18 protein-coding genes and 1 other RNA gene are annotated in these 19,355 nt (G+C 45.6%); 13 read left to right on the forward strand and 6 right to left on the reverse strand.

Annotation, left to right across the window (positions count from 1 at the left end):
- Window positions 1–135: 135 nt before the first annotated feature.
- Window positions 136–744 carry a DNA-3-methyladenine glycosylase family protein gene (locus OXH18_RS13705; RefSeq protein ID WP_268607647.1) on the reverse strand — a complete coding sequence of 203 codons (609 nt, stop codon included), beginning with the start codon at window positions 742–744 and terminating at the stop codon, window positions 136–138.
- A 438-nt stretch (window positions 745–1,182) separates the two neighbouring features.
- Here OXH18_RS13705 and ffs point away from each other — a divergent pair.
- The 4 genes from ffs (at window position 1,183) to OXH18_RS13725 (ending at window position 4,070) form a co-directional block, all read left to right on the forward strand.
- Window positions 1,183–1,279: signal recognition particle sRNA small type (ffs, locus tag OXH18_RS13710), an RNA gene on the forward strand.
- A 231-nt stretch (window positions 1,280–1,510) separates the two neighbouring features.
- Window positions 1,511–1,879: a phasin family protein gene (locus tag OXH18_RS13715; protein WP_268607648.1), complete on the forward strand. Its 369-nt coding sequence runs from the start codon at window positions 1,511–1,513 to the stop codon at window positions 1,877–1,879.
- Window positions 1,880–1,887: 8 nt separating this feature from the next.
- Complete coding sequence (locus tag OXH18_RS13720; RefSeq protein ID WP_268607649.1) at window positions 1,888–2,340, forward strand: hypothetical protein; 453 nt, start codon at window positions 1,888–1,890, stop codon at window positions 2,338–2,340.
- 746 nt (window positions 2,341–3,086) lie between these two features.
- The gene (locus OXH18_RS13725) at window positions 3,087–4,070 is read left to right on the forward strand and encodes a glycosyltransferase family 8 protein (protein WP_268607650.1); all 984 of its coding nucleotides are present in this window, start codon (window positions 3,087–3,089) and stop codon (window positions 4,068–4,070) included.
- 166 nt (window positions 4,071–4,236) lie between these two features.
- Here OXH18_RS13725 and OXH18_RS13730 read toward each other — a convergent pair whose 3' ends face one another.
- Window positions 4,237–5,130, reverse strand: coding sequence for a Cof-type HAD-IIB family hydrolase (locus OXH18_RS13730; protein WP_315874588.1), 894 nt, complete (start codon window positions 5,128–5,130; stop codon window positions 4,237–4,239).
- Window positions 5,131–5,380: 250 nt separating this feature from the next.
- Here OXH18_RS13730 and sppA point away from each other — a divergent pair, with 250 nt between their 5' ends.
- Entirely contained in the window at window positions 5,381–6,220 is an 840-nt protein-coding gene (sppA, locus tag OXH18_RS13735) for a signal peptide peptidase SppA (protein WP_268607651.1), read from the forward strand.
- Between the two features lie 143 nt (window positions 6,221–6,363).
- Window positions 6,364–6,756 (forward strand): chorismate mutase, encoded by a 393-nt coding sequence (gene aroH, locus OXH18_RS13740; RefSeq protein ID WP_315874589.1) that lies wholly within the window; start codon window positions 6,364–6,366, stop codon window positions 6,754–6,756.
- An 11-nt stretch (window positions 6,757–6,767) separates the two neighbouring features.
- On the opposite strand, the gene OXH18_RS13745 is transcribed toward aroH, so the two are convergent.
- The 3 genes from OXH18_RS13745 to OXH18_RS13755 all read right to left on the reverse strand — a co-directional run bounded on the left by OXH18_RS13745 (window position 6,768) and on the right by OXH18_RS13755 (window position 10,438).
- Entirely contained in the window at window positions 6,768–8,051 is a 1,284-nt protein-coding gene (locus tag OXH18_RS13745) for a Glu/Leu/Phe/Val family dehydrogenase (RefSeq protein WP_268607652.1), read from the reverse strand.
- A 545-nt stretch (window positions 8,052–8,596) separates the two neighbouring features.
- Window positions 8,597–9,118: a DUF2231 domain-containing protein gene (locus OXH18_RS13750; RefSeq protein ID WP_268607653.1), complete on the reverse strand. Its 522-nt coding sequence runs from the start codon at window positions 9,116–9,118 to the stop codon at window positions 8,597–8,599.
- Window positions 9,119–9,394: 276 nt separating this feature from the next.
- Entirely contained in the window at window positions 9,395–10,438 is a 1,044-nt protein-coding gene (locus OXH18_RS13755; protein WP_268607654.1) for a hemerythrin domain-containing protein, read from the reverse strand.
- A 442-nt stretch (window positions 10,439–10,880) separates the two neighbouring features.
- Between OXH18_RS13755 and OXH18_RS13760 the strand changes: the two genes are divergently transcribed.
- The 4 genes from OXH18_RS13760 (at window position 10,881) to OXH18_RS13775 (ending at window position 14,492) form a co-directional block, all read left to right on the forward strand.
- Window positions 10,881–11,225 carry a hypothetical protein gene (locus tag OXH18_RS13760; RefSeq protein ID WP_268607655.1) on the forward strand — a complete coding sequence of 115 codons (345 nt, stop codon included), beginning with the start codon at window positions 10,881–10,883 and terminating at the stop codon, window positions 11,223–11,225.
- Between the two features lie 576 nt (window positions 11,226–11,801).
- Complete coding sequence (locus OXH18_RS13765; RefSeq protein ID WP_268607656.1) at window positions 11,802–12,401, forward strand: hypothetical protein; 600 nt, start codon at window positions 11,802–11,804, stop codon at window positions 12,399–12,401.
- Between the two features lie 44 nt (window positions 12,402–12,445).
- Complete coding sequence (locus tag OXH18_RS13770) at window positions 12,446–13,093, forward strand: hypothetical protein (RefSeq protein ID WP_268607657.1); 648 nt, start codon at window positions 12,446–12,448, stop codon at window positions 13,091–13,093.
- A gap of 421 nt (window positions 13,094–13,514) precedes the next feature.
- On the forward strand, window positions 13,515–14,492 hold the full coding sequence (locus OXH18_RS13775; protein WP_268607658.1) for a hypothetical protein: 978 nt from the start codon (window positions 13,515–13,517) through the stop codon (window positions 14,490–14,492).
- Window positions 14,493–14,773: 281 nt separating this feature from the next.
- Here the strand turns inward: OXH18_RS13775 and OXH18_RS13780 are convergent, their stop codons facing one another.
- Window positions 14,774–15,934 carry a PAS domain S-box protein gene (locus OXH18_RS13780; protein WP_268607659.1) on the reverse strand — a complete coding sequence of 387 codons (1,161 nt, stop codon included), beginning with the start codon at window positions 15,932–15,934 and terminating at the stop codon, window positions 14,774–14,776.
- 980 nt (window positions 15,935–16,914) lie between these two features.
- Between OXH18_RS13780 and OXH18_RS13785 the strand changes: the two genes are divergently transcribed.
- The 3 genes from OXH18_RS13785 (at window position 16,915) to OXH18_RS13795 (ending at window position 19,354) form a co-directional block, all read left to right on the forward strand.
- Window positions 16,915–17,220: a WGxxGxxG family protein gene (locus OXH18_RS13785; protein ID WP_268607660.1), complete on the forward strand. Its 306-nt coding sequence runs from the start codon at window positions 16,915–16,917 to the stop codon at window positions 17,218–17,220.
- A gap of 281 nt (window positions 17,221–17,501) precedes the next feature.
- Complete coding sequence (locus tag OXH18_RS13790; RefSeq protein WP_315874722.1) at window positions 17,502–18,170, forward strand: SRPBCC family protein; 669 nt, start codon at window positions 17,502–17,504, stop codon at window positions 18,168–18,170.
- Window positions 18,171–18,172: 2 nt separating this feature from the next.
- Window positions 18,173–19,354 carry a zinc-dependent alcohol dehydrogenase gene (locus OXH18_RS13795; protein WP_268607662.1) on the forward strand — a complete coding sequence of 394 codons (1,182 nt, stop codon included), beginning with the start codon at window positions 18,173–18,175 and terminating at the stop codon, window positions 19,352–19,354.
- The last annotated feature ends 1 nt before the right edge of the window (window position 19,355 follow it).

Consider the following 19,355-nt stretch of genomic DNA (forward strand, 5'->3'; position numbering starts at 1 on the left):
CGCAACAAATTGACAACCTTCGTTGAATTATTTGACAAACTTTAATCTTATCTAAGCGAGAATATTTGTAGGGAGGTTCGCCAATCATTTCAGGTAATCCCGTGATTGCTTGTAGCTAAATCAGCCAACAGGTTTCTAATCTAGACTGCGCCATAGGTACCAAGACGCGATCGAGCGATAGGGCTGCCATTTTTGCCCAAAGGCTTCTACTAGTTTCTTGTTGGGTAACTGATCTAGACTATATAGATTACGAATGCCTACTCGCACACCTAAATCATCCACCGGAAGCACATCTAAGCGATGTAACCGAAAAATTAGCAGCATTTGAGCTGTCCATCGCCCGATTCCCTTTACCTGCGTCAATGTAGTAATAATTGCTTCATCGTTCAGCCCCTCTAATTCTGCCAACGTTGGCAAACCAGCCAGAATTTTTTGGGCCAGATCTTTGATGTAGAGCGCTTTGGCCCGCGACAGCCCCGCCTGACGCAAGACTTCATCCGGCGTGTTAAGAATATCGATCGCCCTCAGTCCAGGTTTGTCTCTGTAAAGCTGAAGAAACCGACGGTGAATAGTAGCGGCAGCTTTGCCAGAAAGCTGTTGATAAATAATAGACTCGGCAAGGGAATACAGTAAATCTCCGGTTTGCTGTTGTTGCAATAGGGTGCAATCACCGACCCGATCGATCAGAGTGGCCAAAATCGGATCAGCCTGTTTCAACGTTGTTAGGGCAATTGAGTAGCTCATTTCGATTTCAATGATATTCAGGCCTAATTCCCCTGCCGTCTGCGACACCTCATCCTGCTAGGGAGAGGTTAGGAGGGTTTTCATCTACCGCATTCACCATTGAAATTGGTATCAATTCGAGGACCGGCAACTTGGTTTGATTTTAGTACAAAAATAGTACTAAACGATCGCTGACAGCATGTGATGATCCTCGGTAAATTTGCAACTTTACATAATCAGTCCTTCGGCCAGTTGGTGTGAAAAGGCTGCCCCCCTTACCATGCCGTCCGTTTCAGCCCTCACCCTCAATCCCTCTTCCCTGTTGAGAGAGGGACTTGATCTGGCTCCCCGTCACCCTGTTTGGGAGCAGGGGCTGGAGAATGAGGGCGGTTCAGGATAAAAGTATTCGGACTATGGATCATTCTGATGGTTAGGACTAAATCGTGTTATTCTGGGAAAGACTCGGACTCATGCGGTTACAACGCCCAAACCTTGTCAGGACCGGAAGGTAGCAGCAATACGGGATGCTTGTAGCAGGCGTGAACTCCGGGTCACTTTTTTAAGGAGCTAGAAAATAAAGGTGTACGGATTATCTGAAGAGCAAGTGATTTAAGGACAAGTTAGTCACCCGTGCAATGGAAACTAAGGAACTTGTAGCGCGTCACCACAGGTGTTACAGTATTGCTTCTGGGTCCACTTTGCTTAATTCTTAGATCTGTGGGCACTTCTCCCCGTTTGCTCCTATCCTAGAAGCTATAGCCTCTGACGCAAAGGAGTTGGCGTTGAAATGGCAGGGTTTGGAGATTTAGTACAAAAGGCATTCTATCTAGGCGTAGGTGCCGCTTCCTATGCGGCTGAAAAGGCAGGAAGCACCCTATCAGAGTTGCGGGTTCAGGCGCAAAAACTGGCAGATGAGCTGGTTGCAAAAGGCGAAATTACAGCCGAAGAAGCTAAGCGCATGGTCGATGAAATGGTGATTCGCGCTCAGCAAACGCCCCCGGCTTCCCCTGGAGAGCAGCCCGCAGAACCTCGACAAATCGAAATTTTAGAAGACGATGAACCGACGCCTGATCCAGATGCCCAAGCGGTAGAAAACTTGCGCCGTCAAATCTCTCAACTACAAGACGAACTACAACAACTGAAGCGAAACGAGTAACGAGACATATGGAAGACTGGATAAAAGCATTCGAGTCTGTTACAGACGGCATAGAGCAGTTTTTTCAAGATGTTAGTAAGGATGTGAGCGCGGCGTTCGACGCTTGGCTAGAGTTGACTGATGAGTTTGCCGAAGAACTCGATCGCGCCATTAGTCCCAGACTGGCTCAGATGGACGATCAGATTGTCGAGTGGATTGAGCCAATGGTGCTGGCTCTAACTGGACTTGAATCGACGATCGATCAGGCTGTGGAACCCATGACCCATACGGTAGAGCCACTGTTGAATCAACATCCTATCTGTGTTGGCTGTCGCCATTATCATGGGCATTCCTACAACGGAGTCATGTTGGTTTGTGCTATGCATCCCTATGGCATTGTGGATGGCTCCGACGCTTGCCCTGACAAAGAAGCGGCCACTTGGCGACTCCTCTCCGAGTCTCAATTTCCAACTGATCCGTAATTAGACAGTTGGATGAGCCGCAATTGATATTGATACAGCTATTTGAGTCAAATTTTCAGTAAGTTTACATAAAGGTTAGTTGAAGTTGATTCCGTGATTGCGTAAAGCTTTAACAAACGTACTGAGCGTTGCTGTCGCCCAAGTCAGTCCTAATGTTAGGGTTAAAGAGAATTAGCTGCACTCACAGCTTAGAGGCGCGCATGAAAACGCACTGTTAACCAGTGTAGCTCCAGCAGATTTGCTATGTTCTTACGCACTTACATACAATCAACTCTCTTAGCCTTCACTTGCCGAGTGCTGTTGAAGGGAAAGCTTATCGCGAAAATGAAGTTGATCCTACAGAGAGTGCCTGCCGTCAAAATTCCGGGTGGTTTAACTCCCCCATAACAGCAGCCTCAGCATCTTCACCTGTCCAAGTTTTGTTGGTGAAGTTGTCTCATTCACCTAGCCTGATGGAGTGGACGGATGGGTGATAGTGTGTAGCGTTCTAGTTGAGAAGGTTTAGAACCCGAATGCAACTGTCAAGTCTGCTTGCCCCCGCCTGAGCAGCTTGAGGCATTGACTTACCAATCGACTGACCGTTTGAACCGGATTGGGGTTTGAATTCCCAGTTTTGCAATGGTGGTGAGTTGAACGATCGGGCTAAGAAAAATGAGTTCCCTGTGTCCCTGTACTGCGTTGACGCAATTTAACTGAGTGTGCAGGAACTAGCTAAGTATCGGAATGGCAAGGAGAAAGGAGAAAGCATGATCGACATAGCATCAAACGTAATATACTTGGCGTGTGCAGCAGACGATTTCTATGCCATGCCGCTTGGTGTCACAATCTGTTCCGCTGTGTCCAACCTTAGCAAACACTATCGCGTTGTTCTGTATGTGCTAGATGGTGGAATTCATCGAGTTAACAAACTTAAGCTGATGGAATCCCTTGATCAAGCGCGAGTTGAGATTCACTGGCTACGCCCTTCATCAAGCCAAATAGAGCAAATCTACTATCAATCTAAAAACTCTTATCCCATCTCTGCCTACTTGCGGTTGCTGTTGCCTGAAATCTTACCCAGACAAGTAGAGAAAGTCATTTACCTAGATACGGATGTCATTGTCAAAGGAGATTTAAAAGAACTTTGGGAGATTGAGGTTGAAAATTATGCTCTGCTTGCTGTCCAAGACGCGGTACATCGCTTTCTGCATCAGGCGCAACATCTAAAGCATCTGGATCTAACTGCCATGGGAATTTCTGCTGAGCACAAATACCTCAACTCTGGTGTATTGGTGATTAATTTGCAGCGGTGGCGGACTGATAGAATTGCTAATCAAGTCATCGACTTTTTAGCGCATCATCCAGAATTACCCTATCCTGATCAAGACGGAATTAATCTGATTTTGGCAGGAGAATGGAAGGAATTGCATCCGCTCTGGAATCAGGTGCATGTGCTTCATCTGTTCTCGGCATGGCACGAAAGTCCTTACTCTCAAGACTGGTTTGATGAAGCCGTCAAGCACCCGGCAATTATTCATTTCACGGGGCGTCCCAAACCATGGATATCAAACTGCACGCATCCCCAGAAAGGGGCATTTTTACACTATTTGAGTATGACAGCCTGGGCGGGAACCACAACTACGAAATGGAACTATCTTGAGCAATTACTTCGCCGCAGCATCCGGCGTCTCATGCGTGGAGTTAAAAACTGGATGTGGCGATTCACACAGCTAGCCAACGCAGAACATTAGCCTGGAGATTCATAGTAGACGAAAAAGAGAGCTTGAACCGGAGCGAAACCAAGCTCTCTAGCATTTTTATCACCTCTTTAGCGTAACGGCAGGTACTTTGGATCTCTGTAGGATTTTTACGCACAACAGTCACTTGTAGTTGAATTTTGTAGTTGAATTTTCAACGCTAGAACTCAGTTCCGATTAGTACAAATTCTGCGATCGCCGCCGCTACACCATCCGCTTCCACATCGGGCGCCACCCAGTCAGCAACGGCCTTGACACCCGCAGGGGCACCGCCCATGGCCACCCCCAGCCCTGCATATTGCAGCATTTCCAAGTCATTGAAGTTATCGCCGATCGTCATCACGTTTTCTGGCCGCAATCCCAGGATCTCTTCCGCTAAGTACTGTACCGCATTCCCCTTATTGACCAGAGGATGAGTAGCTTCCAAGAACGTCGCTACCGATTTTGTTAAGTACAGTTCAGCCGGAGTATAGCGCTTTTGTAACGAACCAAATAATCGATCAATTAAATCGATCTCCTGACTCAACGCCAATAGCTTAGTAGGTTCAGTGTCCAGTACTTGCCGTAAATCTCCTACAGCAACTGGCTCTACTTCGCTGCGTTCAGCATAGGCGATCGTTTCAGCATTAATTTCGCGCACATATAGCCGATCGTCAATATATAAATGCACCGACACCAAAGACTGCAACTCGGGTGTGCCGAGAAATTCTAACAGTTGCGCCACATAGGAGCGTGGTACAGTTAAGTGTTGATGCACTTGCCCTGATGCCGGATCTTTAATTAATGCCCCTTGATAGGTCATCAACGGTGAGGTTAGCTGCAAATCGTTATAGAACCGCAGCGCTGATTGATACATTCGCCCAGTGGCGATTGCGACTTCTACGCCCTTGTCTCTAGCCGCTTGAATCGCGGCTTTGACGGCCGGACGAATTTGATTCGTTTCACCAACGGTCGTACCATCCAAATCAACCACAATCAACCGAATGTCCTGCACATTAGGCGGCTTAACTTCAGCTTGTTTTGTTGCTAGATGGGTAGAAGTGTCCTGCATCATAGTGATTGATTTGATTCAAAATTAACGCCACCCAAATGCTAAGCCATTTTTGTAGAAGGATGAGGGAGTGGGGAGTCGGGAATCGGAAGTAGAGAGTAGAGAGTAGAAAGTGGGGATGAGAATTCACTGAATTAGCCCATCTGGGCAGAGATAGGGCACACTAGAAATCAGCCCAGTGTTAAGTAAACGACTCTATAGAGCTTGATGGTTTACTTGACTTTTATTTACTATCATGGCTGGTTGATTGCAAATGGTTTGGCTTTTTAAGCGTCGGTTTCGCAAACAAATTGCTCGAATTGAAGTCTCAGGGGCGATCGGTGGATCAACCCGTAAACAGGTTCTAGAAGCGCTGGAAACAGTAGAGGAAAAAAAATATCCGGCGTTGCTGCTGCGCATTGACAGCCCTGGAGGAACCGTCGGTGATTCTCAGGAAATTTACAGCGCACTGAAGCGGTTGGGTGAGAAGATCAAAATTGTAGCCAGTTTTGGCAACATTGCTGCATCAGGAGGGGTTTACATTGGCATGGGAGCGCATCATATTGTCGCGAACCCGGGCACCATCACTGGCAGCATTGGCGTCATTCTACGCGGCAATAATCTGGAACGTTTGCTCGATAAAATTGGGGTTTCCTTTAAGGTAATCAAATCTGGCCCCTACAAAGATATTCTGGCGTTCGATCGCCAACTCACAGAACCCGAACAGCACATTTTGCAAGAACTGATTGATGTCAGCTACCAACAGTTTGTGCAAACGGTAGCAGACGCCCGCAACCTACCAGTTGAAGCGGTGCGAAACTTTGCCGATGGGCGCATCTTCACTGGACAACAAGCGTTGGAGTTGGGGGTGGTCGATCGATTGGGTACTGAAGAAGACGCTCGGCGATGGACCTGTGAACTAGTAGGACTTGATCCTGAAAAAACTGAATCGTCTACCTTGGGCGATCGTAAAAGCCTAATCAGTCGCGTACTGCCGGGTCGTAACCAACTTGCAGGACTGGAATCTGAACTAAGTTGGTTGGCAACTGGGGCAGACTGGTTAGAATTTGAACTGACTACTAGTGGATTACCGCTATGGTTGTATCGACCGTGATGGAAAGATAAAAGGTAAAGGTAAAAGGTAAAGGTAAAAGGTAAATAATCTAGTCATATTTAGCCTTTAGCCTTTAGCCTTTTTCTCAATTCTCTTGATCAATAATGAATCACGATTAACCAATCTCTTTAAAAACGGAGGATATGAACGTGGGCTGGAAAGTGCGGGCAATTCGTGGGGCAATTACTGTGTCAGAAAATACGATCGATGCCATCCGAGACGCAGTTATAGAACTACTCGATGATTTAGAGCGCCACAATGCGATCGACCCCGACGATATTGTCAGCGTCACCTTTTCGGTTACGCGCGATCTCGATGCGGTGTTTCCAGCCGCCATTGCCCGCCATCGCCCCCATTGGCAAAATGTGCCCTTGCTAGACGTACAACAAATGTATGTGCCGGGTAGCCTAGAACGCTGTATCCGCTGTCTAATTCACATCAATGTGCCTGACCCCTTTGTAAAAATTCATCATTCCTATTTGCGCCAAGCGAGAGAACTGCGTCCAGATCTGGTCGGAGTCAGATTAGGAGAGTAGGGATTGAGAGTTTAAGCTAGATAGTCATCCCGTGTGCCCTTGGCTTCGATCGCTCCGGACAAGCGTTTCAATGCATGGACATAGGCAGCAGTGCGCATAGAACAGTTCAATTCTTGAGCGATCGACCAAATCCGCTCGGTTTCTTCGGTCATTTTCTCTTGAAGGCGATGGTTGACTTCTTCAAGGCTCCAGTAGAATCCACTGCGGTTCTGCACCCACTCAAAGTAACTGACCGTCACACCACCCGCATTCACCAAAATATCAGGAAAGACTTGAATTCCCTGCGCTTCTAAGATCGCGTCGGCTCCTGATGTGATAGGGCCATTGGCCACTTCAAAAATATAACGGGCGCGAATATTACCCGCATTGGTTTCAGTAATCTGATTTTCCAGGGCGGCAGGAATCAAAATATCCACATCGAGTTCTAGCAATTCTGCATTGGTCAGTACTTCATGATCCACTAAACTGCACACACTGCCTTCGCAATATACCGCTTGCACTCCGCGAATCGATTCCTTAATTTTGCGAATACTGGGAATATCTAACCCTTGTTGGGCATAAACCGCGCCCTGGGAATCGCTAACTGCAACCACTTTATATCCTGCACGAAATAAAAGCTCGGCAATGACTGCGCCAGCGTTACCGAACCCCTGCACCGCCACCGTTGTATTTTGAGGGGATCGATCGAGTTTGGGCAAAATGGTTTGAATGGTGAAAAAAGCGCCCATCGCGGTGGCTGTTTCGCGTCCCAAACTACCACCCATCGGAATTGGTTTTCCCGTGACAACACCTGGCGTGATTTGCCGATGAATAATGTTATATTGATCCATCATCCAACCCATGATCATAGAGTTGGTGTAGACATCCGGAGCCGGAATATCAATATTGGGTCCAATGAAATCGGCGATTGCATCAACATAGCCCCGGCTGAGTCGCTCTAGTTCAAACTTAGATAACTCTTTAGGATTAACAGTGATACCCCCTTTCGCTCCACCGAAGGGAATGTTGAGCGCTGCGCACTTAAACGTCATCCAAAAAGCGAGCGATTGCACTTCATCTAGCGTCACACTGGGGTGAAACCGCACACCGCCCTTCGTAGGGCCACGACTATCATCGTAGCGAACTCGATAGCCCTGAAACACGCGCAATGAGCCGTTGTCCATTCGAACTGGAATTGAAACTGTGAGGCTGGCTTTCGGATGCTTCAACCGCTCAGCGGCATCTTCGTGAATACTGACATACTGTAACGCCTTCTCTAGGCGACGATTGGCGTCAGACAGCAATGTATCGGTCATAAAAATCATCTCCTAAATTTTTCTGAAGCGTCTCCGGCGTCTGTAACGATTCCAACTTTGCGAGGTGAAGCGTGCATGTGCCAATCTCATCAACCGAATCCACAAACAGGCATGACGTCGGTTAGAATCTGCCTTTAAGTCAGTTGACAGTGCCTACGCTCTCTCCACATCCATGGCGATCGAAGGCAACGATTGGCAGGTATAGAAGCGGGTTATGTGCAGCGAATGGCAACACTTCTCGACGCAGCATAGCTACATCTTCAATTCTTCCGCAAAAGCTGTATCGAAAGTTACATTTTAATAAAAATTGATAATTAACAGTAGATGGTGGCGTAAGGACATGCTAAAGCTGTGAAGCTTGATGGATGGCAGGTAGTCGCAAACTCAAACAATGCCTTCCTCCAGAATTAAGGTTGAACCTGCATAGAAATATCCTGCGAGCCAGTTTTCGCTTGCCAGCACTTCAACGTGTCTAGCAGCGTACTGTCTGCACAGGATGCTAAAACAAAATCGATAGTTAGAGCGATGCTTTTGAATTGGGTTGCTTAGGGTCGCTCTTTCGGGCCATACCCGATTACCGCAACCTTGTGCCGATAAATTAGTTCAGCCCCATACCATCCGGTTAAACCAAGCAATGTGGCAACAACCAATGAAAGGAGTAGTCCTATTGGCAGGATTGCTCCTGTAGTATTTCCCCAGCGCAATCCTAAATTAACCAACGACAGAACCAGCGCTGCCACATTACCGACCATATGAAACCAGCCAGCATTATGCTGCCGAACGCGATCGATCTTCAAAAAGTCTAACATGCCCGTCAGTGCTGCAATCAATCCGGTGACAATTCCTGCTCCAATTAGCCACACCGATGCCCTGGCCCAGAATTCATCATCTGTAAACCAGTAGGCTAAATCTGTTGCTAGAACGGCCGTCAGAAAGGCGATCGGAAACGTCACTAACAAGGGATGCAAAGGATGACCAGCAATGGCAACAGTACTGGGTACGCCACTGTCGCGGTATTCTTTCTCATCACTTTCAATCAGGGGAGGAATGTTAGGGGTTTGAGTCATTGCAAAATCTCCTCAGGTTTAGTTCTATGGCTTGGATCGGTTTAATAGAAATCACTTTTTAAGTTTCGATCGTTGTAGATCGCTACTACCAATTCGTTCACAGTCAAAAACTTTACCGTGCATCTAGTGCGCAAGTTAAATCAAGAGATAATGTTCAAGATAGAGCAGAGCAACCCGTTTTGGCAGTACTCGCATAGAAGTTTAAAGAGTTCCTCCTACCGAAAACAGTAGGAGGAATTAGCGATAAACCAACCTTAATCGTTACAGTAGCTTATCTTACTTGAGAGATGAAGCTAGCTGTTGCTGTAAGCGATCTTTAGCCGCTTTGAAGTCAGTTGCCATTTTTTCACTCTGTTCACTAGAGCAATTGTTGCGAATAGCGGCAAACATCGTACTTTCTTCTTGGCGCACGTGATCCATTACCATGTCCTTCAATCGATTGACATTGGTTTTGAAGTCAGGAGAAGCAGGGTTCATGGCTCTGATCTGATCGAGTAGCACCTTCATTTCAGCCTGCTCATCGTATAGTTCTTGAGTATCACCCTCACCGTAGAAAGGACGAACCGCAGGATAAACAACTTGCTCTTCAGCTTCGGCATGAACTGTCAAATCTTTGTAGATTTGACCAAAGTATTCCTGGATCTTCTGAGGATCATTGCTTTGATTCAATTCCATGAACAGCGTGTTCACCTTTTGATGATCCATGCGAATCACGTCCTGGATGTTCATATCGGATTTATCAGAGGACTGAGTGACAACGCTACCAGCTACACCTGATAAAGCGGCAACAGCGTCCTGTACCCGTGCCCACAGGCCTTGATCTGCTTCTTGCCCCGTTAGTTCCAGAACTCCTAAAATTTCGAGAATGCCTTTTAGTTGCTCTTGATGAGCACGGTTCTCGAAGTTAACTGTGTTCAGCGGGGTGATGGCAGCTTCCACATCTGCGCCTACTTTTTGGGCTGCCTTATGCACCAACAATCCAGACATAGTTTGTTGATGCTTGAGTAATTCGTGCTGAGCAACCTTCTCATAAATAGAAAGCTTAGAACCAGACATCAGTTCTTCCACTTTCTTGGTCATTTCAGTAACGGTTTCCTTAGGTTCCGATCGGACACCATATTGAACAATGACAGTATCCAAAACACCTAGATTCTTTTGATCATCTTCTAGCATGTTCTGAAAACGCTCTTTAATTTTTTCATCCGACATTTCAGACAAGAATCGGCGTTCGTTGCTGATCAATAACTCTTGAATAACACGCATGCTCGCTAGCTTTTCAGCGATCGCCATACGCTTTGTGTCGTCTAGAGTCGTTACCATGTTTTGTTCTCCTTCATCAATGCAATTGAACATGCATGTAACGTTAGTGTTGCATTACAACTCTGCACTATTCATCGATCTAACGGTCGAACTCATCTAACAGGGTTTTGCTACTACAGCTATCAAAACCTTGGTAAAAGGTATTATTGAATTCAATAAAATGTAAAGAAGCTTGAGAAAAATGCTAGTCGCTACTCTCAGCCTTTAGATAGAGCTTAGAGGTTGCACTTCAATCAGGTTTAACACCAAAGCGCTATGTCATTTATCTTGTTAAAGTACTTAACTAAGCTTAATTAAGCCTTAACAAACACAAAAGAAGATGAATTCCCTCATGTGGCAGAGGTGATAACCAAGTGGATCTTCTACAGTAAATTAAACCCAAAGGATTGAATTCATTAAATTTAGAGAAAGGATGGTCAATGGCTCTATGAATAAGGACTCCATGCATCAATCTAATCAAGAAATCAAGCAGCCCATGGCTCCTGAGGAAGTAGATCCTCAGCAAAAGCAAGAGCAAAAGGAAGAGCTAGAAGCTCGGGGAAATAACCTTACAATTAATCCTGGCGATCGCATTGACGAATCAAAATCTTTGGAGGAGAAAGCAAAGCAAGTAGCTGTGGATGCTCCTGATATTACGGGTGATCACATCGTTGTACCAACCTACTTTGTAGTCGATGAACCCGATGGTGAGCAAAAGGCTCTACACCACGTCAAAGATGCAGAAGAAATTTCCGATGTCATCCGACAGGCCAGAATGGATGAAAATGGGGAACGGACTTGGCGCTAGAACATTCTCTGAATCTATAGCTTTGACACTAGGATTTCTCTATCTGTTGCCGATGCGGATGCCAATAGGCAGAAGTATGGAATATCCCCCATCCAATACTGGAGGGGGATATTTAGTTAAAACCTCACCTGCGCGTTAGTTCAGGGCAAAGGGAACCTGTCACGTTTAAAGCTCTCTATGCGAGAAGAAGTTGGGGGATGAAAGTCAATCTAGCAAACGTGGCACGTTTCTATAGCAAACAGCATAAGCAAGAACGCTGAAATCAAAAAGTACATGCAACGATCTGTTTCTTTTGCAATCGGTCTAAAGATAGATATTCCACGACTGATTTTGGTTGCTAATGCGACTTTGGCTAGACGAAGAATTTGTTCTGTCTCGTTAACTTTATGAGGTGACTATTTGCTCTTTTTTCCTGCCTTGCGAGTGAATAGGAGTACAATCTATCTATTAGAGACTTGGATAGATTGGTAGAGAATCCCATGAATAAGTGATCGTGAAGCATTTGATTTTTGTGGTGGCAGGAGCGTTTTCAAGGTCACTTATTTCTGAAATAACTAAGTGTATTGGAGTTGTACCATGAACAACATGACTCATAAGGTTCTTAGTGGACTAAATAACATTGTTTCTGTTTTTAAACAGTTCCGGTTAGAGCGAATTTTTATTGTAGTTGTTGCTGCTTGTTTGGTTCTAGTCACTACCGCTTGCAGCCCTGATTCTCCTAGAGTTTCGGGATCTGGTTCCTATAATGAGCGGGTAGGACAGCCTAACGGATTGCGCGAGTACACCGATCGGGCTGACAATAAATCTCGCCCAGACTTGAGTTCTTACCAAGATGAGACCGCTCGCGATTCTAGCGCAACCCGCGCTAAGGCTAAAGAACTTTCTCAACGCGCCCGTGAAAATGTTAAACAGGTTCAAACCCCAGGTGAGTTGATTGAGGAAGTTCAAGAAGGGCCATCTTTGGGTGCGCGCACTCGCAATGTATTAGATAACGTTGGCGAAGCCGTAGAGAACTTTAAGGACGATTTTGCCGAAGGCACCCGTGAGAATGCAGAGCGGTTACAGGCTGGTGCAGATAAGGCAGGGAGAAACGCACAGATGACAGCTAAGCAGATTCAGCGGAATGCTCAACAGGCGGCTGATGATGTGGCAGATACCGTTCGCGATCGGGCATAATCGCGCATTTGGTGTAAGTTTACGAATGTTTGGAGGAAACCAAGATGGCGTATAGCAATGACCCTGTCGAGCGAGTCGTTGTACCTTCTGTCCCTGTAGCAACGGTTGATTACCACGACCGAGTACGCTGGGGCCCAATTTTGGCAGGACTGTTCGTGGCAATCAGTACTCAGTTAGTTCTAAGCGGAATTGGGGCCGCGATCGGTTTGACGGGTGTTGCCGCATCAGATACGCCGGGGGCAGATGCACCAACGGTGGGAACGGCTGTTGGAATTTGGGCCATCATTAGTTTGCTGATTGCCTTATTTCTAGGTGGCTGGATTACTGCTCGTGCGTGTGGGCCAATGAATCGAAGCACTGCGTTGCTAAATGGCGCGATTCTATGGGCAACGACACTTGCGTTAAGTTCATGGTTATTGGCGACGGGTGTAGCGGGTGCGTTTGGCGCCGTCGCCTCGAATGCAGGAGACATCATTAACCAAGTGCAGCAGGGAGGCACTGCTGTACCTACTGATCCGAACTTGACCGCGCAGCAGGTTCAGGACGCTGCGGCCAATGCAGCAAAAGCAGGTTGGGCCTTTGCATTTGGCGCGCTGTTGGGATTGATTGCAGCAATGGTTGGTGCCTCGGTCGGTGCACGATCGCTGCATACAACGACCGTTGCACGCACTGATCGCCCCTATGTACAGTAGTTAAGTGCGATCGTTGCGAGTGGGGCCGCGCATAGTGGGCCTCACGAGTAAACAAAGGGTGAACAAAGGTAGTCATGCTTAGTTCTTTTGCCTGAATAAACTCACCTAACCCCAGATTTGAATCAACTCGAAACAGATGTTTCAGCCTTTGGTCATTGCCAGAGGCTTTTTTGTTGTGGTGTTAAGCACGTTACGATCACAATGCTTCTATTTCTTTAGAATTCTTAAAACTATTGCTGAAGGCAGACCGCAATGATGGATCGGATCGCTAGGATCAAAAAACAATACAAAGTTAAAACAATAACCTAAAACACAAGCGGTGCAAGCTCTTCCACGGTTTTGCTGTTGCTAACTAACCCGCTACACCTGCTCATTTATCATTCAGTTCACCGCTGGTAGTTTTATTTTGGAATAACCCACCATGCAAGAAGCCGTTGCTCCCGTCCAATCTTCCACAAACCTAGAAACAAGTCAACCGTCTGTTCCCTCGGCAACGGTCGTTCCATCATCTGACATCAGCCATTTTCACTCAAAAACGATCGACTTCAAAAAAGGGATATGGCTTTTAGGACTTTCATCTTGGGGAGTGGGTATTTTTAGCAGAACCGTCCTTGCGTTAACTGATGGTTATTTCACAGTTGTTGAACTGTCACAAGTCCTGCTGAGTTTGTTACTTTTTCTTAGCTGGTTGTGCTTCAAACCAAACAGTTCTGACTCCAGTGCAAGTTGCGATTATAGTATTCTGAAGCTGAGTGAATATCAGACGAACTTCAACGATCGGCAACGTCAACTATATCTTGATACAACTCAATTGCGAATGGCTGAACTGCGCAATCAGCACATGATTACTCAGGAATATGTGTTTCCGTTTCCGTACCTCTGCCAAATTTATCACTTGTTGAATCTTAAGCATTTGGAGGATGTACATAACTTCAGTCTTAGTAATTTGAAAGTGGTAAAAGTGAGTGAAACTCAATCAACCACGATCGGAGGAACCATGCGCTTTCAAACTATTTTGGATTCTCCTATCAATACTTTGAGAATTTGGCGGCAATCTCTAGTTGAGGTTGAATTAATTTTGCACACGCCCTATACGATCGAGTTAAACATACCTGCTTATGGAGATAAGCGCATCATTGTCATTTTTAACATCGTTCCATTAACACCAGAGGAGCACAAATTGTTCATCGATATCTATAGCAATTTGAGATGGCCAAAACCTATCTTGAAGATGCTGTTACATATTGCTTCCTCACTCACTGTCTTTGAGGATTTTCCATATTTACGCAAGTTAGCACAGCGTAACTTAACTCGGCTGATGCAACCAAATCGGGTATCAAGTCATGAAACAATGTGGTTATTTAGACGATTTGCAGAATTGTATGGAACAGGGTTATAAGCTAGTGCAGCCATTGTAGATGCGATTTAGCTAGGCATTTCTAGAAAGGAGCCTCCCACGTTTGCAAACGACTGCATTCGCCCTCATTTTTCACTCCCTGTCCTTAAGTTTGAGGGAGAGGAGCAAAACTTCAAAGCCCCGTTGCAAACATGGAAAGTAAAATTCGGATAAGGGTATAAATGTGATATACACACCCCAAAAAGGAGATAAGTGTTGCTATCCCTCTTACGTTGCGATCGGTTCTATTACAGATAATTGTCTTAATCCAGCACTTCGATAATTTAGTGTTTCAAAATTAAATGATTGTGCGAATCAAACATAATATTTCCTTCTTGTTGCAATTTTCCTAGTAGTCGAGTAATCGTTACTCTGGTTGTGCAACAAGCGCTGGCAAAATCCTGATGAGTCAGGCGTACACATAAACGAATTCCATTTTCGACAGGTTGTCCAATTTCTCGCTTCAATAAATCAAGTAGATGATGAAGTCGATCTTCTACTCGAAGCTGTCCATAGATAGACAGAAAACTTTCAGTTTGTCGGAGACGTTGTGTAATTAGGGGCAATAACACTTGCGCAAGGCGCGGCGACTGGGAAACTTCTGTGAGCGAGATGGAAACAAGCTGCACCTTCGACAGAGCAATCGCTTCGTAGGTTTGTAGCGCTGTTAAACTAGAACCGAAAACCATAGAGTCTCGCACCAGTCCCATCAGCATTTCTTCCCCCCGATCGGACATTGTAGATAATTTCACAACTCCCCGTGATACTAGCCATAATTTACTAGGATCAAGAGGAATGATATCACCTTTACTGTAAAATTGAATCGGGCGATCTTGGCAGGGATCATAGTCTGCACAATCTAGGGCTGATTCTGCCCGCTTGCGTTCAGTAACATCTCGCAGTATCCACCTAAACCCAGTTTTATTATCGAAAGACTGAGTCGTGCTGACACTAACCGATGCACTGAAAAAATCGGCATGATAACGCTGAAAACGAACCGTCAGGTCAACTCGATGGCGCTGTTGAATTTGAGAGAGTTTCGTTTGAAACGCTGCCCGATCCTCGTTGAATATCAGCGATGGCAATGGCTTGCCAATCAGAAGTTGAGGCTGAGTATTAAACAAAGCAGCAGCAGCACTATTCAACTCTTCAATGATGAACGCTGCATCCGTCACAATATATCCATCTAACAACAACTCAGAAAGCTCCTGATATCGTTGATGTTCGCTATCAATATTGGACTGCATGGAGGCTAGCTTTTCGTTCTGTCGAGCTAGCTCATTCATAACTAACTGCAAAGCTTCAGAAACAATTCCAAGTTCAATTAAAGCGGTTGGCAACAGCTCTGGAGAAGGGGAGGGAGAAGCGATCGCATGACGATACAATTCCGACAAACGCCCGTGAATTTTTTCGATACGGTGGCTTAGTGGATTCATGTCACTCATGGGGTTGATTGCGTCTAACGACGTTTAGCTGAAAAAAGTGGCTTTTTTGGTCACGTGTTCAATGACTTGTTCAACGAAGAGACTGACTTCTACTATGCAGGATGTAAAACCTATTATTCTGTGAGCAGAAGGAACAAAGTTGATAGACAGTTCCCAGAGAAACCACTAGAACAGTTGACTCAGATACCACCATGCGTAGCAATACTTACATTTCTAGACTTAACTTATCCTGGTCTTACCGTATTCATCTACACTTTAAATTTAAACTTCCTATAGGCATAGACTAAAGTAATCCCAGAAAGTCTTTAGGTTTAATTTGCCGCTATCTCTAAACTAAAAAATGATTTTCAAACACTCTTCACCGTCCATGAAGGGGCTGTGTTTTCAAAGACACAATGTTTTTTTACAAATGACTAGACTTTCGACAGAGAGCTTAGAAATAAATAGCCAGAGACTTGTTGTAGCAAGGAACATAATACCTTCATCCTTAGCTAGTAGCTGAGCCTGTATTACTCCTAGACGGCTTTAAAAGGACTTTAGTAAACCAAAGCTTAATCTCAGTATAATTTTAATTTCAGTTGGATGATTTCTAGCGAGCAATTAGTAAGGCGATCGTCTACCTATAGAGCATTACACTAATTACAATCAGAAACTCTTGAATTCCGTTTTAATAGATTGCTTTCATTCTCAATTTACATAAAAAGTTTATTGATATCTCGTCTGTCGGATGACATCGGAAATTTCTTCTACATCATAGGCGCTAAACTTTATTTTCAAATTCTACAAACGACACAAATCAGCGTGTCGAAAAATACACTTTTTGCAGATATTTCTCATATTTCTCAGCATGAATGACTCTAAAGCTAGATAGAAAATAGACCTAAGTTAAGGCAAATTGATCAGCAAGGAGAGCGCTAATAACGGAGAGCACTTAAAACATTTTTTGAATCTTCAAACATTACATCTTAGGAGGGTGACTTATGAAATTTTCTGCGTTAGTTAAGACAATATTAACGGGTGCCTTGGTTGCAGGTTTAAGTACGATTGCCTTTGAAATACCTGCGTCGGCTCAAGTTGAAACGTCTCCTGGTGTCACTGACGGGACAACTGGAACAACAGCTGTTCAAGATCAGGATGACGGATTTGACTGGGGTCTTCTCGGTTTACTGGGGTTACTAGGCTTGGCAGGATTAGCTCGTAAATCAGACGATCGGGTGACTACCTATCGTGACCCTCAAACCACGTCCACAACCACGACTCGTTCCGACCCTACTAATTTGCGGTAGTCACTTTGTGGCTATTGAAACAAATTGATTCACAGATTGATAAGCTCACTGGTTTATCAGCAAGTTTATCAGCCAGCACAGCGATTTTAGCGAATGCATTCAACTTAACCTATGTTGCAGCTAGGCAAAATTGCTGTGCTTAAACGTATTACGGGGCAAGGAGAATAACAAGCATGGAACTGACGCCGGACGAGCGCGGCAACCAACGCAATGTACTCCCAAATCAGCCACCAGAATCTAGTCACCCAAATCTGGACTTTGAGCAGCACAGTTCTGAGCAGATGAGTGAGGTTGAACGCTGGGGGTCTCTACTGACAGGAGGCGCACTTGTACTAATGGGGTTACAGCAACGATCGCTGCGAGGGGCACTGATGGCCATTGCGGGGGGTGGCTTGGCTTATCATGGTGCAACATCCCAAAAAGGGATTAAAGAGACTGTGACGGAAGCCGTAGGTTTGGACAATAGCATTCGAGTTGAAAAGTCCGTTACGATTTTCAATCGATCACCAGAAGAACTGTATCGCTTCTGGCGTAACTTTGAAAATTTGCCAATGTTCATGAAACATCTCCAATCAGTACAAGTGATTGATCAAACGCGATCGCACTGGGTTGTGGATGCGCCAGTAGGCAATTCGATCGAGTGGGACGCAGATATTATCAATGAGCAAGAAAATCAATTGATTGCTTGGGCATCGGTTGAAGGAGCGTCTGTCGAGAATTCTGGTTTTGTACGCTTTAAGACAGCACCTCCGGGGCGCGGCACTGAAGTGAAAGTTGTCATTGAATACAATCCACCGGGCGGGCAAGTCACTGCTAACCTAGCCAAATTATTTGGAAAAGATGCCAATCAACAAATTGGTGATGAATTGCGCCATTTCAAGATGCTGATGGAAGCTGGTGAAATCGCTACCACTGAGGGACAACCGTCTGGTCGCAGAGGAGAGAATTAAGCATGAAAGCCGTTTGTTGGCATGGCGCGAAGGATATGCGGGTAGAAACAGTGCCCGATCCCACAATCTTAAATCCACGAGACGCCATTATCAAAGTCTCCTCCACCGCGATTTGTGGATCAGATGTCCATATTTATGACGGCTTCATTCCCACTATGCAGCCCGGAGATATTATTGGGCATGAATTTATGGGAGAGGTCGTTGAAGTTGGCACAGAAGTTAAAACATTGCGCAAGGGCGATCGGGTCGTGGTTCCATTTCCTATCTCTTGTGGTCACTGCTTCTTTTGTCAACGAGACCTTTGGTCGCTGTGCGATAACTCTAACCCAGATACCAATGCTTGGATGATCGAAAAGCTGTATGGTCACTCCCCTGCGGCATTATTTGGTTATTCACATTTGTTTGGTGGATATGCTGGTGGGCAAGCAGAATACGTGCGAGTTCCATTCGCAGATGTGGGCCCGATCAAAATTCCAGATGGGTTATTAGATGATCAGGTATTATTTCTCAGCGATATTCTGCCTACAGGATACATGGCTGCCGAGAATTGTCAGATTCAACCTGGCGATACGGTAGCGGTCTGGGGATGTGGCCCGGTCGGGCTATTTGCTATCAAGAGCGCTTATTTACTGGGGGCGGAACGAGTCATTGCCATCGATCGGGTACCTGAGCGACTCCAAATGGCGCGAGAATATGGCAAAGCCGAAACTTTAAACTTTGAAGAACTTGATCCGGGTGAAGCTCTCAAAGAAATGACGGGTGGGCGTGGTCCTGATGCTTGTATTGATGCAGTCGGACTGGAAGCTCACGGTATGGGATTGGAGGGCTTCTACGACAAAGTTAAGCAAGCGGTTCGCTTGGAGACCGATCGTCCTAATGTATTGCGACAGGCGATCGTTGCGTGTCGTAAAGGCGGCACGGTTTCCCTTGCAGGCGTATATGGTGGATTCTTGGACAAAGTTCCCATGGGTGCAGCCTTTAATAAAGGATTGACGCTAAAAATGGGTCAAACTCATGTCCATAAATATCTTCGTCCTCTATTAAATCGAATTCAAAGTGGTGAAATTGATGCATCTGCAATCATTACCCACCGTTTACCCCTAGAAGATGCCTCCTATGGGTATGACATTTTCACAAACAAAAAAGACAACTGTGTCAAAGTTGTGCTTAAACCTGGTACGTAAT

It is taken from the genome of Thermocoleostomius sinensis A174 (assembly GCF_026802175.1).
GTDB lineage: Bacteria > Cyanobacteriota > Cyanobacteriia > Elainellales > Elainellaceae > Thermocoleostomius > Thermocoleostomius sinensis.

What these genes read in the sequence shown, in the direction of transcription:
- OXH18_RS13705 (WP_268607647.1), bottom strand. Translation starts at nt 744, where the DNA reads ATGAGCTACTCAATTGCCCTAACAACGTTGAAACAGGCTGATCCGATT.
- OXH18_RS13715 (WP_268607648.1), top strand. Translation starts at nt 1,511, where the DNA reads ATGGCAGGGTTTGGAGATTTAGTACAAAAGGCATTCTATCTAGGCGTA.
- OXH18_RS13720 (WP_268607649.1), top strand. Translation starts at nt 1,888, where the DNA reads ATGGAAGACTGGATAAAAGCATTCGAGTCTGTTACAGACGGCATAGAG.
- OXH18_RS13725 (WP_268607650.1), top strand. Translation starts at nt 3,087, where the DNA reads ATGATCGACATAGCATCAAACGTAATATACTTGGCGTGTGCAGCAGAC.
- OXH18_RS13730 (WP_315874588.1), bottom strand. Translation starts at nt 5,130, where the DNA reads ATGATGCAGGACACTTCTACCCATCTAGCAACAAAACAAGCTGAAGTT.
- sppA (WP_268607651.1), top strand. Translation starts at nt 5,381, where the DNA reads ATGGTTTGGCTTTTTAAGCGTCGGTTTCGCAAACAAATTGCTCGAATT.
- aroH (WP_315874589.1), top strand. Translation starts at nt 6,364, where the DNA reads ATGAACGTGGGCTGGAAAGTGCGGGCAATTCGTGGGGCAATTACTGTG.
- OXH18_RS13745 (WP_268607652.1), bottom strand. Translation starts at nt 8,051, where the DNA reads ATGACCGATACATTGCTGTCTGACGCCAATCGTCGCCTAGAGAAGGCG.
- OXH18_RS13750 (WP_268607653.1), bottom strand. Translation starts at nt 9,118, where the DNA reads ATGACTCAAACCCCTAACATTCCTCCCCTGATTGAAAGTGATGAGAAA.
- OXH18_RS13755 (WP_268607654.1), bottom strand. Translation starts at nt 10,438, where the DNA reads ATGGTAACGACTCTAGACGACACAAAGCGTATGGCGATCGCTGAAAAG.
- OXH18_RS13760 (WP_268607655.1), top strand. Translation starts at nt 10,881, where the DNA reads ATGCATCAATCTAATCAAGAAATCAAGCAGCCCATGGCTCCTGAGGAA.
- OXH18_RS13765 (WP_268607656.1), top strand. Translation starts at nt 11,802, where the DNA reads ATGAACAACATGACTCATAAGGTTCTTAGTGGACTAAATAACATTGTT.
- OXH18_RS13770 (WP_268607657.1), top strand. Translation starts at nt 12,446, where the DNA reads ATGGCGTATAGCAATGACCCTGTCGAGCGAGTCGTTGTACCTTCTGTC.
- OXH18_RS13775 (WP_268607658.1), top strand. Translation starts at nt 13,515, where the DNA reads ATGCAAGAAGCCGTTGCTCCCGTCCAATCTTCCACAAACCTAGAAACA.
- OXH18_RS13780 (WP_268607659.1), bottom strand. Translation starts at nt 15,934, where the DNA reads ATGAGTGACATGAATCCACTAAGCCACCGTATCGAAAAAATTCACGGG.
- OXH18_RS13785 (WP_268607660.1), top strand. Translation starts at nt 16,915, where the DNA reads ATGAAATTTTCTGCGTTAGTTAAGACAATATTAACGGGTGCCTTGGTT.
- OXH18_RS13790 (WP_315874722.1), top strand. Translation starts at nt 17,502, where the DNA reads ATGAGTGAGGTTGAACGCTGGGGGTCTCTACTGACAGGAGGCGCACTT.
- OXH18_RS13795 (WP_268607662.1), top strand. Translation starts at nt 18,173, where the DNA reads ATGAAAGCCGTTTGTTGGCATGGCGCGAAGGATATGCGGGTAGAAACA.